The organism is Nocardiopsis mwathae, assembly GCF_014201195.1.
Classification (GTDB): domain Bacteria; phylum Actinomycetota; class Actinomycetes; order Streptosporangiales; family Streptosporangiaceae; genus Nocardiopsis_C; species Nocardiopsis_C mwathae.
Genome location: NZ_JACHDS010000001.1, coordinates 2,460,635 through 2,474,766, shown reverse-complemented (window position 1 = coordinate 2,474,766; position 14,132 = coordinate 2,460,635). Strand labels below are relative to the sequence as shown.

Below are 14,132 nucleotides of genomic sequence, written 5' to 3'. Positions count from 1 at the left end.
CCGGGTCAGGCCCCGGATCGCGGTGCCGCGGCGGCCGGGCCCGAGCTCCCCCCGGTGCCCCCGGTGCGGACGTCGGCCGGACCGGTCCCGGCCCCGTGGGCGTCGCCGCCCTGCGGGTCGGGCGCCTCCTCGGCCGCATCCGCCGCCGAGCCGCCGTCGCCGTGCGGGCGGGTGTGCCGCAGCAGGACGGCCGCGAGCACCGCCGTCACCATCAATACCCCGGCACCGGCGTAGGAACTCGCGTGGATCCCGTGGGTGAAGGCCTCGCGGGCGACCCCCAGCAGCTCCTGGGCCGCGGCCGAGGGCAGCTCGGCGGCCACACCCGCCGCACCGGCCAAGGTGTCACGGGCGGCGTCCAGGGCCGCGTCCGGCAGCCCGGTCGGCGCGTCGGCGCTGACGTGCGAGCGGTAGACGGCCGTGCCGATGCTTCCCAGGACGGCGATGCCGACCGCGCCGCCGAACTCGTTGGCGGTCTCGGAGAGCGCCGAGGCCGCACCCGCCCGCTCCGGTGGTGCCGAGCTCACGATCAGGTCGGTGATCAGAGCGGTCACCGCGCCCAGGCCGGCGGACATCAGGATGCCGCCGATGACGATGTACACCAGGCCGGACTCCGCACTGATGCCGGTGATGACCAGCACACCCACCGCGGCCAGCGCGAGGCCGGAGCCGACGACGTGGCCGGGCCGGACGAAGCGCACCACGATGGTGGCGACGGTGACGCCGACCATCATGCCCAGCAGCGAGGGCATGGTCCACAGCGCGGCCATCAGCGGCCGCAGGCCGAGCACGAGCTGCAGGTACTGCGACATGAAGAACATGACGCCGAACATCGCGAACATGGCGAGCGTGACCGCGCCGAGGGAGGCGCTGAACGCGCGGGAGCGGAACAGGTCCAGATCGATCATGGGGTGGTCGACCGTGCGCTGGCGGCGGAGGAACGCCGCGCCCAGGGCGATGCCGACGACGAGGGAGAGCACGTAGGTCCACGCGAATCCGTGCGTGGCGATCATCTTCATGCCGAAGATCACCGGGAGTACGGCGGCCAGCGACAGCACCGCACTGAGAAGGTCGAACTTCCCGGCCTTGGGGTCGCGGTACTCGGGGACCATGAAGGGGGCCAGGAGGAGGACCAGGGCCATCGCCGGGAGGTTGATGAGGAAGACCGAGCCCCACCAGAAGACCTCCATGAGCAGGCCGCCGACGATCGGCCCCAGCATGGCGCCGCCGCTGAACCCGGCGGTCCACACGCCGATCGCGGTGCGGCGCTGCCGGGGGTCGTGGAACATGTTGCGGATCAGCGAGAGCGTGGACGGCGCCAGCGTCGCACCACCGATACCGAGCAGCGCGCGGGCGGCGATGAGCATCTCGGGGCTGGTCGAGTAGGCCGCGGCGAGCGACCCGATGGCGAACAGCACGGCGCCGGCCATCAGTACCCGGCGCCGGCCGATGCGGTCGCCCAGCGTGCCCATGGTGATCAGCAGCCCGGCCAGCAGGAAGCCGTAGATGTCGATGATCCACAGCATCTCCGTGCTGCTCGGCCGCAGGTCGGCGCCGAGCCATGGCAGGGCCATGTAGAGCACGGACATGTCCATGGAGACGAGCATGCCGGGCAGCACCAGCAGGATGAGCCCGATCCATTCCTTGCGTCCGGCCCGCTGGCCGGAACCGGAGGTCGTGGTTGTCGCGGTTGTGTCCATGCTCCCACCGTGGCGACCCCCGCTGACCGCCCGCGCACCTCCCGCTGACCGCGCCGTCGGGCCCGCTGACCGCCCGCGCACACGGCCGACCCGCCCTGTCGTCGTCCGCGGTGAAGCGCGCCGGAAGACCGCATGTGGTCGGTGCGCTTCACCGCGGACGACGACAGGGGTCAGCGATGGGCGGAGCCGGAGGGGGCCGCTCCGACGAGGGTCAGGGCCTCGCCGAGGGATATCGAGGCGCCGCGGGAGCGGGCCTTGTCGAAGGCGGTGTCGCCCAGGGCGGTACGGCACCGTTCGGCCACGGCCCGGCTGTCCGGGGGGACCGAGCCGGGAGCACCGCGCAGGGCGGCCGCCGTTCCCAGGAGCACCGCCGCGGTCTCGGCGTCGCCGTCCTTCAGCGCGGCGGCGGCCAGCCCGTCGGCCACCGGGGCGGATATCCGGGCACCGGGGATGGCCTCCAGCGCCTGCCGGTAGACGGACCGGGCACGGGCGGTGTCCCCTTCCGCGGCGGCGATCCCGCCCAGGGTGACGTGGATGAGCGCCCGCGTCTCGATCACCGCGCTCGACCCGGCGCGGCACTCGGCCAGCGCGGCGCTGCACAGCCGCCGTGCCTCGGCCGGATCGCCGCGCCGCAGCGCCACCTCCGCGAGCCGGCGGTAGGCCCCGGCCAGGGCCTCGGGGATACCGGCGCGGCGGGCGATCTCCGCCGCGTGCTGGTGGTCGGCCTCGGCGCCGTCCAGGTCGCCCATGGCCGCCCGGCCGGAGCCGCGCAGGGTCAGGATCTCGGCGGTGTCCTCGGTGGCGCCCAGTGCCTCGGTCATGGCCAGCGCCTCGTCGGCGTGCGCGATGCACCGCTCGCTGTCACCGCGCAGCTCCGCCAGCCCGGCCAGCCCGGTCAGCGCCAGCACCATCCCCCAGCGGTCGCCGAGCCCGCGGAAACCCTCCAGGCCGGCGGTGAAGGCGCGCTCGGCCTCCTCGGCCACGTCCCCGGCGAACGCGGCGTAGCCGAGCTGGACGTGGGCGATGGCCCGCGTCCACGGGTCGGGCGCCTCCAGGTTGTCGCGCATCAGGGGGGCGATGTCGAACTGCCGCTCGGGGGCGCCGCTGGCCACCGACCACAGCATGTCGATCAGGGGCAGCCGCAGCGGGCGGGGGGTGTCGCGGACCACCGCCTCGGCCACCGCAAGGTGGGGCTCCAGCTCGCGCGCGTCCAGCCCTCCCGCGGCGGCGTTGATGACGCACAGCACGTACTCCTCGGCGCGGCCGTCCGTCGGGGACGGAGCCGATCCGGGCGGGGCCGGGATCGCTCCCAGGACCTCACCGGACAGCGGACCCGCCTGGCCGCGCAGCCCGCGCAGCCACCAGTAGGCCGACAGCGCGCCGACGAAGCGCAGCCCGGCGTCCAGGTCGCCGGACTCCACCGCCCAGCGCAGCGCCCCGTGCAGGTTCTCCTGCTCGGCGGCGAGTCGCGGCAGCCAGTCCACCTGTTCGGCGCGGTGCAGGTGCGGCTCGGCGGTCTCGGCCAAGTCGAGGAAGTACCGGGCGTGCGCGCTCCGGAAGCGGTCGCGCTCACCGGCCTCCTCCAACCGCTCGGCGCAGAACGCGCGAATGGTCTCCAGCATCCGGTAGCGCCCGCCGGAAGTCTCCACCAGCGACTTCTCCGCCAGCCCGGTCAGCAGGTCGACGACTTCGGACTCGGGGATCCCGCAGACCCCCGCGGCCGCCTCCAGTGTGGCCCCACCGGAGAAGACGGTGAGCCGCCGGGCCAGTCGGCGCTCGTCGGTGCCCAGCAGGTCCCAGCTCCAGGCGACGACGGCGCGCAGCGTCTGGTGGCGGGGCTGGGCGGCGCGGTCGCCCCGGGACAGCAGCCCGAAGCGGTCGCCGATGCGCGCCGCCACCTCGGTGGCCGGCAGTGAGCGCAGCCGCGCCGCGGCCAGCTCCAGGGCCAGTGGCAGGCCGTCGAGGGCCGAGCAGATCCGCAGCACGGCCTCGGCGGTGCCGTCCTCCACGGTGAAGTCGGGGCGCACGGCGGCGGCCCGGTCGGCGAACAGCCGCACCGCCGGGTAGTCCAGGGCCGCCGACGGCGCGCTGTCGGCCGGAGGGGAGGCCAGCTGGGGCACCGGGCACAGCCGCTCGGCGGTGAGGCCCAGCGGCTCCCTGCTGGTGGCCAGGATCCGCACACCCGGGCAGGCGCGCAGCATGCGGTCGGCGAGCCGGGCGGCGTCGCCGATCAGGTGTTCGCAGTTGTCCAGGATGAGCAGCAGCCGACGCTGCGCCACGACCCCGGTCAGCCGGCCCAGCGCGTCGGGCGCCTGCCCGGGGCGGCCCGGCATCAGCGTGGGCAGTGCGGTGTCGCGTGCGCCGAGCGCGCTGAGCACCGCCAGGGGCAGGTCGGCCCCGTCACCGAGCGGAGCCAGCTCGGCCAGGTACACCTCGCCGGGGTAGCGGGCCGCCGCCTCGACGGCCAGCCGGGTCTTGCCGACGCCCCCCGGCCCGGTGAGGGTGACCAGGCGCTGGCTGCCCAGGAGCGCGTCGATGCGCTCCAGCTCGGCCTCGCGCCCGACGAAGCTGGTGAGCTGGGCCGGGAGCCGCTGCCGCGGTGGTTCGGGGTCGGGGGCGGCCGGGGCGCTGAGGGCGGGGTCGCCGCGCAGCACGGCCAGGTGCAGCTCGGCCAGCTCGGGGGAGGGGTCGGTGCCCAGCTCCTCGGCCAGCATCCGACGGGTGTCCTCGAACTCGGCCAGCGCCTCGGCCTGGCGGCCCGCCCCGTACAGGGCGCGGATGAGCTGGGCGCGCGGGCGCTCGCGCAGCGGGTGGGCGGCCACGAGGTCGCGGAGTTCGGTGAGCAGGGCGCGGTGCTCGCCGCGCTCCAGTTCCGCCTCGTTGAGGTCTTCGCGGGCGGCCAGCCGCAGCTCCTCCAGCCGCTCGGCCTGGGCGCGGACGAACGGGGTCGGCCCCGCGTCGGCGAGGGCGGGCCCCCGCCACAGGGCCAGGGCGTCGCGCAGCACGGCGGCGGCGTGGGCGTGGTCCCCGGTGCGCAGCGAAGCGCGGCCGTCGGCGGCGAGCCGTTCGAAGCGGTGCGCGTCGACGGCACCGGGGTCGACGGCGAGCCGGTAGCCCGCCGGGTGGAACTCGATCGCGGGGCCCTCCCCGCCCGGACCGGCCAGTCCGCGGCGCAGCCGCGACACCAGCGACTGCAGGGCGTTGGCCGCGCCCTCCGGCGGGGTGTGGCCGTACAGGCCGTCGATCAGCCGCTCGGTACCGACCACCTGGCCCGATTCCAGGAGCAGGAGGATCAGCAGTCCGCGCAGCCGCGAACCGTTGATCGTGACGGGCTGCCCGTCGCCGGAGTGCGCTTCCAGGGGGCCGAGGATGCCGAACCGCATGGCAATGATTTTCGCCTACCTCCGGTGCCGCCGGTGACATGTCAGGGGTGCGGCCCCGTTCACGGAGGTCGGTCCCCGCCTGAGCCGGGTGCGGCGCGCCGCGCCGAAACGGCCGCAACGCCGTCGGAGCGCGCGTTTCTCCCCGGAGACAGCCTAGCGGAGAAGTGGATCACCCCTTCGCCGCGGACGTCGGTGCACGCCGGGCCGCAGGGCGCCCGCTTTCCGGGCCGTGCAGGGCCCGCGGTCGGGTGCTTCCGGCCCTTGACGCGGGGTGCGCGGCCCCCCAATGATCGGTCCGTCGACTGAATCGGTCGATACACAACCGAATCACCGGATGCCGCTTTCGTACCCCGCTACTGAGCCCCACCCCCCATCCCATCGGTTCGCAGGAGGTTGACCGGGTGACCCCCCGAAAGCATCCCCCGGCGTCGTGGCGCGCCACCACCCTGGCCGTGCTCACTTCGTCGGCACTGGTACTGTCCCTGGCGCCGGCGAGCGCCGACCCCCACCCCGCCGACGCGGGCACGGCGCCCTCCGACGACGGCATCGTCCAACGCCTGGAGGCCGTCCCCGGCCTGAGGATCGTGGAGGAGCGGGACACCGAGCCCGGCTTCCGCTTCTTCGTGCTGGGCTACGAGCAGCCCGCCGACCACGATGACCCCGACGGCGCGACGTTCGAGCAGCGCCTGACCCTGCTGCACCGCGGCCTGGACCGGCCCACGGTGCTGCACACGACCGGGTACAACGTCCCCGACTTCCCGTTCCGGGCCGAACCCACCCGCATCGTCGACGGCAACCAGATCTCGACCGAGCAGCGGTTCTTCGAGCCCTCCCGGCCGGACCCCGCCGACTGGTCGAAGCTGGACATCAGGCAGGCCGCCACCGACCACCACCGCATCGTCGGCGCCCTCGACGACATCTACACCGAGGCGTGGCTGTCCACCGGCGCGTCCAAGGGCGGGATGACGTCGGTCTACCACCGCCGCTTCTACCCCGATGACATCGACGGCACGATCGCCTACGTCGCGCCCAACGACGTCCGCAACCACGAGGACAGCGCCTACCTGGAGTTCTTCGACACGGTCGGGACCGACTCGGCGTGCCAGCAGAGCCTGGCCGATGTGCAGCGGGAGTCGCTGGAGCGCCGCGACGAGCTGGTCGGACACTACGAGGGGCTCGCGGCCGCCAACGGGTGGACCTTCGACCGGACCATCGGGAGCGCCGACGCCGCCTTCGAGATGCTCGTCCTCGACACCCCGTGGGCGTTCTGGCAGTACCGGGGCGACGAGCGGTGCGCGGACATCCCGGGCACGGAGGCCGACACGGCCGACATCGCGGCGTTCCTCGACGACGTCGGAGGGTTCGGCTTCTACACCGACCAGGGCACCGAGCCCTACATCACCTACTACTACCAGGCCGCGACCCAGCTGGGGTCGCCGAGCGTGCCCACCGGCCATCTCGACGACCTGCTGCGGTACCCCGGGCAGTTCGGGGCGGCGACCTACGTGCCCGACGACATCGCGATCCGGCCCTTCGACCGGCGCGCCATGCCCGACATCGACCACTGGGTGTACAGGAGCAGCGAGCGCATGCTGTTCGTGGACGGCGAGTTCGACCCGTGGGGTGCCGAGCCCTTCCGGGTGCGCTCCGCGGCCCGCGACACGATGCGGTTCGTCGCGCCCCGGGCCAATCACGGGGCCGACATCGCGCGGCTGGCGCCCGGTGACGGGGCCGCGGCCACGGCGGCGGTCCGGCGGTGGGCCGGTCTGGAGGGGGAGGTGACGCTCCGGCGGGCGCCGGTCGCCTCGGAACTGGACGCGGCCGGTGACGCCCTGCGTTCGGAGCGGCGCCACCGGCGGTAGCCGAGGCCCTCCGCGGCAGGCGGAGGGTGCGCCGGGGCGTGCGCGCAGGCCACGCCCCGGCCACCGGTCAGATGCGCGCGGGCATCTCGTTGCCGACGGCGCGGATACCGCGCCGCATGTCGGTCTTCCACAGCAGGTAGCCGCCGAGCAGGAAGAACACGATCAGCGAGAAGATCGCGACCCGGTAGCCGCCGGTCAGGGTGACGGCGATGGTCACGGCCAGCGATCCGAGGAACGTCGACCCCTTGTCGCTGATCTGGTAGAGGCTGAAGTACTCGGCCTCCCGCCCGCGCGGGATGAGCTGGGAGTACATGGAGCGGGCCAGGGCCTGCACGCCGCCCAGCACCAGGGCGATGCCGATGCCCATGGCGACGAACAGCAGCGGGCGCTGGGCGGGGAGGAAGTAGGCCAGCGTCACCAGCACGCACCACACGCTCAGGGTGCCCAGCACCGCCTTCTTGGCCCCGATGCGCCGCGCGATCAGCCCGACGATCAGCGCTCCGCCGAACGCCACGAACTGGATCATCAGGATGGTCCCCATCAGCACACCCTGGTCCAGCTGCAGGTCCTGAGCGGCGAAGGGGGCGGCGTAGCGGACCGCGGCCTGGATCCCGTCGTTGAAGAAGATGAACGCGAGCAGGAAGAGGAGCGTCTGCGGGTACTTGCGCATCTCCTTGACGGTGTGCACGAGCTGCACCGTGGAGATGCGCACGTTGGGCCGGGCCGCGTGGGCGGCGAGCTCGCCGTAGCGGTTGCGCAGCGGCTTGAGCGCGATGATGGTGAAGCCGACCCACCAGATCCCGACCGACGCGAACGCGATGCGCACCGCCTCGCCCTCGGTGACGCCCAGGGAGTCGGCCTGCAGCACCAGGACGAGGTGCGCGGCGAGCAGCAGGGCACCGCCGAGGTAGGAGATGGCCCAGCCGGTGGTGGAGACCCGGTCGCGCTCGTCGGGTGTGGCGATCTCCGGCAGAAAGGAGTTGTAGACGACCAGGGAGGCGCCATAGGCGACGTTGGCGAGGAGGAACAGCGCGGACGCCGTCGCGTAGTCGTCGCCCGTGAAGTAGAGCATGGACACGGCGACGGAGCCGATGAAGGCCAGCCAGAACAGCCAGCGCTTCTTGTGCTTGGTGTGGTCGGCCAGGGCGCCGATGAGCGGCAGCAGCAGGATCTGGATCAGGATCGCGACGGTGGTGACCGCCGGGTAGACCGCGTTCGCGTGCAGCTGGACGCCCAGCGGGTGGACGTAGTAGGCGCCGCCTGTGCAGGTGGCGGTGTCCGGGGCGCCGGCCGTGGTGCACGCCAGCCCGCTCAGGTAGGGGCCGATGAGGACCGTGACCACCGAGGTGATGAACACCTGGTTGGCCCAGTCGTAGACATACCAGCCGTACTGCTCGCGGCGTCGTTGCGCGGGATCCGCGGACGGGGCGTTGCCCGGGACCTGCGCGGTGGGCGGTGAGTTCATGGGAGGGCGGCATCCGTCCTATTTGTCGCTATGACCAGAATTCTGCCAGTTTCCGCGTTCGATCAGCAGCTCGCGCAGGGTGGTGATGTTGTCGGTCACGATGCCGTCCACTCCCAGGTCCAGCAGGCGCGCCATCAGCGTCGGGTCGTTGATCGTCCACACGTGCACCTGCATGCCGAGCCGGTGCGCCGTGGCGATGAGGTCCCGACTCACCAGCGGGAAGCCGCGCGCCCGCAGTGGGATCTGCACGGCGCCCACGCCCCGCCGCGCCAGCCAGCCCAGCAGCGGGGTGAACGAGGCGAACCGCAGGCGCGCGACGTCCACCGGGCCGCAGGAGGTGGCGACCGGGCGGTCGAACGCCCGCCGGGCGCGGTCCAGCCGCAGCTGGTCGAAGGAGCCGACGCACACCCGCTCCCAGGCCGAGGTGCGGCGCAGCACCCGGACCAGCGGCTCGACGGCGGCGTCGGACTTGATGTCGATGTTGAACCGCGCCTCGGGCCAGGACCCGAGCAGGTCCTCCAGTACCGGCACCGGTTCGCTCCCGCCCACCCGCGCGCGGGCGACCTCGTCGTAGGGCAGATCGGCGATGGCCCCGGATCGGTCCGTCGTGCGGTCCAGGGTGGCGTCGTGGAACGCCAGCAGCACGCCGTCGCGGGTGGCGTGCACGTCGGTCTCCAGGTAGCGGTAGCCCAGATCGATCGCGTTCTGGAAGGCGAGCGCCGTGTTCTCCAGCTCGGTGCGGATCCGACCGGCCTCATCGGTCAGCCAGCCGCCGCGGTGGGCCAGCCCGATGGGGGTGGGGAGGTCGAAATAGCCGTGATTCATCAGGTTCCTAGCGGACGATCCCGGCCTTTTCGGACAGCGGGCTCCTTCAAGGCCGAGAGGTTGACACCAGAAGTATGGGGTGGCACCCGACGCGGGGCAACGGCGGGGTGGGGCGGGGCCGGTGGTGCGCAGGTGGAGGGAGGGAACGCCCCGGGCCGGGCGTCGCCGAAAAAGCTGGAATTCCGGGTGGCTGGGAGGGGCGGCTGCGAGCCCCTAGTGCGTGGGCGGGTCGGCGGCCCGTCCACGCACCCACGGCTGGAAAGGGAACCCCCAGATGCCCCCTCAGCTCTCTCGGCCACGACACCCCTGTCCCGTTGTCCGTCGGAACGGCGCCCTCGACCGGCGCCGCGCACACCAGCTGTCCCGGTTCGCCCAGCACACGGCCGAGGTCCTGGCCGGAGAGCGCCCACCGGGGCACCTGCGCAACCTCTTCTGCACCACCGCCTACGAGCACCTCGTGCGCCGTGCGGGCGGCTACGCCTCCTCCGAGCACCGTGCCCGGCTCCGCGGAGCCGTCGTCCGTCCGGCGGCCGTCCCCGGTGTCGTCGAGGTGAGCGCCGTCGTCGCCTGCGGTGCCTGGCACCGGGCACTGGCGCTGCGGGTCGTCTTCGCCCAGCACGCGTGGCTGTGCACGCACATCGAGACCGACCTCGAACGCGGCCGACTGCCCTGCGGAGGTCCGGCCGCGCGCGACGGGGAGCGCCGCACCGGGTGAGCCCCGCCCCGCGGTCCGGCCGGGCTGCGGGGCGGCCCGGGCCGACGCCGTGTCCGGCCCCACCGGTCATGGGGGCCGGACACGGGTTCCGTATGGAATTCTCTCCATGGCGGCCGGTCCGTGGGGGAGGTGCGGCCGTGGTGTCGCCGATCCGTCCGCCGATCGGCCGGGGCGGCCGGTACGAAACGGATCGAATCATGGCAAGGCAGCCACGCATCGGTCCCAACCGGGTGTCCGGGTGGGAGCGCGCCACCCCGCCCGCGGCGTCGGGCTCGCGCCGCCAGCGGTCGGCGACCGGTGCAGCGTGGTCGGCCAGGGCCGCCCTGCGGTGGCGCTCGGGCGTGACCGGGAGCTATAGTCACGCTGTGTCGTCATTCGAATACATAGAGTCGCGAGCTGACGGTGTCACCCACCGCGGGCGCGCCGAGCAGGTCCCCACGCGGATCTTCCGGAACGACTGGGGGGCACTGGCTCCGCCCCGGCTGGGGGCGTGGGAGCCGCGGCTGAGCGTCAGCGTGGTCATCCCCGCGCGCGGCCCGTCCCCGCGACTGGCGGTGACGCTCGCCGCGCTGGCCGGGCAGACCTACCCCGCCCGCCTCCTGGAGGTCGTGGTGGTCGACGACCGCACCTGGCCGCCACTCGCACTGCCCCCGCTGCGGCCGGCGCGGTGCCGGATCGAACGCGCGCCCGCCACCGGGAGCGGTGCCGGGCACGCCCGAGCCTACGGGGCGCACGTCACGTCCGGCGCGGTCATCTGCTGGCTGGACCCCGACATGGTCGTCGGTCCGCGCTTCGTCGAGGCCCTGGTGCGCTGGCAGCACGCGCACGCCGAGTGCGTGTCCCTGGGCCGGGTGCTGCACTGCCCCCGCGGCCCGGAGGACCCCACCGCGCTGGCCGGGCTCGCCCGCTCGGGCGGGCTGTCCTCCGCGCTGGCCGGTTCGCGGGACCACGCCGGGGTGAACCGGCTGCTGGAGCACAGCGATGACCTGCGCGGCGCCGACCGCCTCGGCTTCCAGGCCTATGTGGGCGCCGCCGCGTCGCTGCGGCGCTCGCTGTACGAGGCGGCCGGCGGGGTCGACCCGGCGCTCGACCTCGGCCAGGACACCGAGTTCGCCTACCGCCTGTGGCAGGCGGGAGGGCTGTTCCTGCCCGAGCACGCCGCACCCGCCTGGCACATCGGCCAGGCCACGCCCGCCCGCACCCGGATACCTTCCTCCCGCTTCCGGACCGACGTGCTGGCCCCGCTCATGCCCCACCCCCGCCCGCACCGGGACCGCGTGCGGCGCCACGCGCCGCCGACCGCGGGCCGGCCCGTCCCCCTGGTCCGCGCCGTGGTCGACGTGGCCGGTGCCCGCTACGAGACCGTCAGCGCGTGTGTGGACCGGCTGCTGAACGGCAGCGAGGAGGACGTCGGGGTCACCCTCGTCGCCGACTGGGACGGCGGCGTCCACGGCGGCGCGCCCGAGCACCCGCGCCTGGACCTGCGCCTGGTCCAGGCCCGCTACCTGGCCGATCCCCGCGTCTCCTTCTCCGCCGTCGCACCCCGTACCGGCTTTCCCGCGCCCTACCTGCTGCAGGTTCCCGTCGCCTGGGGGCTGGGCCGCGACACGCTGGCGCGGCTCGTCGCCCGCGCCGAACGCTCCCGGGCCGGGCTGGTGGAGCTGTTCCCCGAGTCCGCGCCGACGCGCGGCGCCGGAATCAGGCTGTGGCGCACCCGCGCCCTCACCCGGGCGCTGCGCGTCCGCACCCCGGGCGAACCCATGGCCGACGTCGTCGCCGAGGTGCACGGCCGGTACCGGATGCACGCCGACGAGGCGTCACTGGAGGACCTGATCGCGCCCCGGTCGGCACACGACGGCGTGGGCACGCCGCCTCCGGCGGGCGGCCGGAGCGATGCGGGCGACCACCGGGCAGAGGAGTCGGAGGGCGCGTCGGCGGGCGAGTGCCCCGGGGCGGCACCCGATCGCAGTGCCGCACCGACCGCGCGACGGGGCCGTGTCCTGCGGCGGCTGCTCGGCGCCCTGGGGCCGGGGCGGATCCCGCGCCGTCCGCGCGCCTGACGGTCGCGGTCGGCGGCTGTCCGGGGTCCCCCCGCTCTCCCGGCCGATGGGGGAAGACATCGGCCGAGCGGGATCGGGCGGACCCCGGTTCCGCGGACAGCCATAACACTGTGCCACAACCGAGCCACATCAGGTGAGGGTTTCGGCTGAAAAGAAAAGGCCGCGTGTTGCGGCCTCTTCCCGTCCGACGCGAGTCCCTGCCTCAGGACCCGCTGATCGCGTCGATCGATTCCTGCAGGTCGGAACGGATGTCCTCGGGCAGCGGGGCCGATCCGGTCTCCTTGGACGCCGCCTCTTGGCCCTCCGGGCTGATGACGTAGCTCAGGAAGTCGCGGACCCGCTCGGCGTCCTCGGCCCGCTCGTACTCCAGGCAGACGATCTCGTAGGTGACCAGCACGATCGGGTACGCCTCGGCATCGGTCGTCGCGAAATCGATATCGATCGCGCGGTCGAGCGGGTTACCGCCCGCACGCTGCGCGGACCCCGCGATCACGCGCGCGGCCGACTCCGGGGACAGCTCCACGAACGCGTCGCCGACACCGACCGCGGCCGCGTGCATGCGGCCGACATGCGAGGCCTCGACGTAACCGATCGTCCCCTCGCCGCCCTTGACCGTGTCGGCGATGCCGCTGTTGCCCTGCGCCGCCTCCACGGGGGGCACCGGCCAGCGCCCACCGGGCTCGTAGGGCCAGTCGTCCCCGGCCGCGGCGTGCAGGTACTCGGTGAAGTTCTCCGTCGTGCCTGACTCGTCGGACCGCGACACCGGAGTGATGCGGGTGTCGGGCAGGTCCGCGCCGGGGTTGGACCCGGCGATCGCCGGGTCGTCCCACCGGGTGATCTTCCCGTCGAAGATCCGGGCGATCACCTGCGGCGTCAGGTTCAGCGAGTCGACGCCCTCCAGGTTGAACACCACCGCCACCGGCACCACGTAGGCCGGGATGTTGATCGCATCGGAGCCCTCGCATCGCGGCGCCGCCTCCTCGACCTCCTCGGGCGAGATCGCGGCGTCGGACCCGGCGAAGTGGACCGCCCCGTCGATGAACTGGCTGCGGCCGCCACCCGACCCGATGGCGTCGTAGAAGACCTGCGCGTCCTCGCAGTTGGTCTGGTAAGCGGCGACCCAGGTCCGCATCGCGTTCTCCTGGGCGCTGGAACCCGCCCCGGAGATGTTGCCGTCGAAGCAGGCCAGGTCGGCGGGCATGGGGAACGGCTCACCGCCGCGCACCGCCTCGTCGCTGCCGCACCCTGCCGTCACCGCCAGGGCGCCGGCGAGCGCGGTGGCGGACAGCTTGCGCGAGGTGGACCGGAGCACGGTTGAGTCAGTCTCCCTAGTGTCACGTGCAGGCGACCCAGTGTGCCCACGTAGAACGATCCGATGGCGATTGCCGGAAGAAGCGGTGATCGACCGCCGTCGAGCAATGTAACAAGAGGCGACGTCGGATGCCGAACGGGGGCGCTGTGGTGCCACTCACCCCGGTGGCCGCGGCTCCGCCGCGGGGCGCGCCGATGGAATGGGGCGCCCCATCAGGAGCCGGTCGGCCGGGCCTCTTCGATCCGCCGCAGGACGGCGCGCAGCCCCAGCTCGTAGCCGGCCACCCCGCATCCGGCGATGTACCCCTGCATCACCGGTGCCGTCACCGACCGGTGCCGGAACGGCTCCCGTGCGTACACGTTGGAGATGTGCACCTCCACGCACGGAGTGTCCACGGCGTCGACGGCATCGCGCAGGGCGATGCTGTAGTGGGCGAAGGCCCCCGGGTTGAACACGATGCCGTCGAGGTCGCGGGCGGCGTGGATGTGCTCGACCAGGTCGCCCTCGTGGTTGCTCTGCGCGCAGACCACCGTGGCGCCGAGCTCCTTGCCCAGCGCGGTCACCCCCGCTTCGATGTCGGCCAGCGATGTGCTCCCGTACTGCTCCGGGTCGCGTTCGCCCAGCAGGTTGAGGTTCGGCCCGTTCAGCAGCAGCACGGTCGGCAGCGGCGTGGAGTCCGGCACGGCGAGGCCCTTCGGTGGGTCGGGGTGGGGCGCGGTGGACGCCGGCGCCCCGGTACTGACCAGCGCCAGCCTAGTCGGCCGGGTGGGCGGTGGGGGAGCGGCCGACACGCCGGGGCCGCCCGGCGCCGCC

The 14,132-nt window shown here is 73.7% G+C and carries 9 protein-coding genes; 3 read left to right on the top strand and 6 right to left on the bottom strand.

Annotation, left to right across the window (positions count from 1 at the left end; all coding sequences use genetic code 11):
* Positions 1-5: 5 nt before the first annotated feature.
* Together HNR23_RS10420 and HNR23_RS10415 are read right to left on the bottom strand one after the other, a co-directional pair.
* The gene (locus HNR23_RS10420) at positions 6-1,697 is read right to left on the bottom strand and encodes an MFS transporter (protein ID WP_184075385.1); all 1,692 of its coding nucleotides are present in this window, start codon (positions 1,695-1,697) and stop codon (positions 6-8) included.
* A 170-nt stretch (positions 1,698-1,867) separates the two neighbouring features.
* Positions 1,868-5,080 carry a BTAD domain-containing putative transcriptional regulator gene (locus tag HNR23_RS10415; RefSeq protein ID WP_184075384.1) on the bottom strand — a complete coding sequence of 1,071 codons (3,213 nt, stop codon included), beginning with the start codon at positions 5,078-5,080 and terminating at the stop codon, positions 1,868-1,870.
* 401 nt (positions 5,081-5,481) lie between these two features.
* Between HNR23_RS10415 and HNR23_RS10410 the strand changes: the two genes are divergently transcribed.
* The gene (locus tag HNR23_RS10410) at positions 5,482-6,942 is read left to right on the top strand and encodes a S28 family serine protease (RefSeq protein WP_184075383.1); all 1,461 of its coding nucleotides are present in this window, start codon (positions 5,482-5,484) and stop codon (positions 6,940-6,942) included.
* 67 nt (positions 6,943-7,009) lie between these two features.
* On the opposite strand, the gene HNR23_RS10405 is transcribed toward HNR23_RS10410, so the two are convergent.
* Both HNR23_RS10405 and HNR23_RS10400 read right to left on the bottom strand, forming a co-directional pair.
* Positions 7,010-8,407, bottom strand: coding sequence for an MFS transporter (locus HNR23_RS10405; protein ID WP_184075381.1), 1,398 nt, complete (start codon positions 8,405-8,407; stop codon positions 7,010-7,012).
* An 18-nt stretch (positions 8,408-8,425) separates the two neighbouring features.
* Positions 8,426-9,232: a glycerophosphodiester phosphodiesterase gene (locus tag HNR23_RS10400; RefSeq protein ID WP_184075379.1), complete on the bottom strand. Its 807-nt coding sequence runs from the start codon at positions 9,230-9,232 to the stop codon at positions 8,426-8,428.
* 274 nt (positions 9,233-9,506) lie between these two features.
* Here HNR23_RS10400 and HNR23_RS10395 point away from each other — a divergent pair, with 274 nt between their 5' ends.
* Positions 9,507-9,947, top strand: coding sequence for an Rv3235 family protein (locus HNR23_RS10395; protein WP_246421703.1), 441 nt, complete (start codon positions 9,507-9,509; stop codon positions 9,945-9,947).
* A 365-nt stretch (positions 9,948-10,312) separates the two neighbouring features.
* Entirely contained in the window at positions 10,313-12,007 is a 1,695-nt protein-coding gene (locus HNR23_RS10390) for a glycosyltransferase (protein ID WP_343070510.1), read from the top strand.
* A gap of 202 nt (positions 12,008-12,209) precedes the next feature.
* On the opposite strand, the gene pstS is transcribed toward HNR23_RS10390, so the two are convergent.
* Both pstS and aroQ read right to left on the bottom strand, forming a co-directional pair.
* Positions 12,210-13,319, bottom strand: a complete 1,110-nt coding sequence (gene pstS / locus HNR23_RS10385; RefSeq protein ID WP_184075375.1) for a phosphate ABC transporter substrate-binding protein PstS — start codon at positions 13,317-13,319, stop codon at positions 12,210-12,212.
* A 212-nt stretch (positions 13,320-13,531) separates the two neighbouring features.
* Positions 13,532-14,002 carry a type II 3-dehydroquinate dehydratase gene (gene aroQ, locus HNR23_RS10380; protein WP_184075373.1) on the bottom strand — a complete coding sequence of 157 codons (471 nt, stop codon included), beginning with the start codon at positions 14,000-14,002 and terminating at the stop codon, positions 13,532-13,534.
* Between the last annotated feature and the right edge of the window lie 130 nt (positions 14,003-14,132).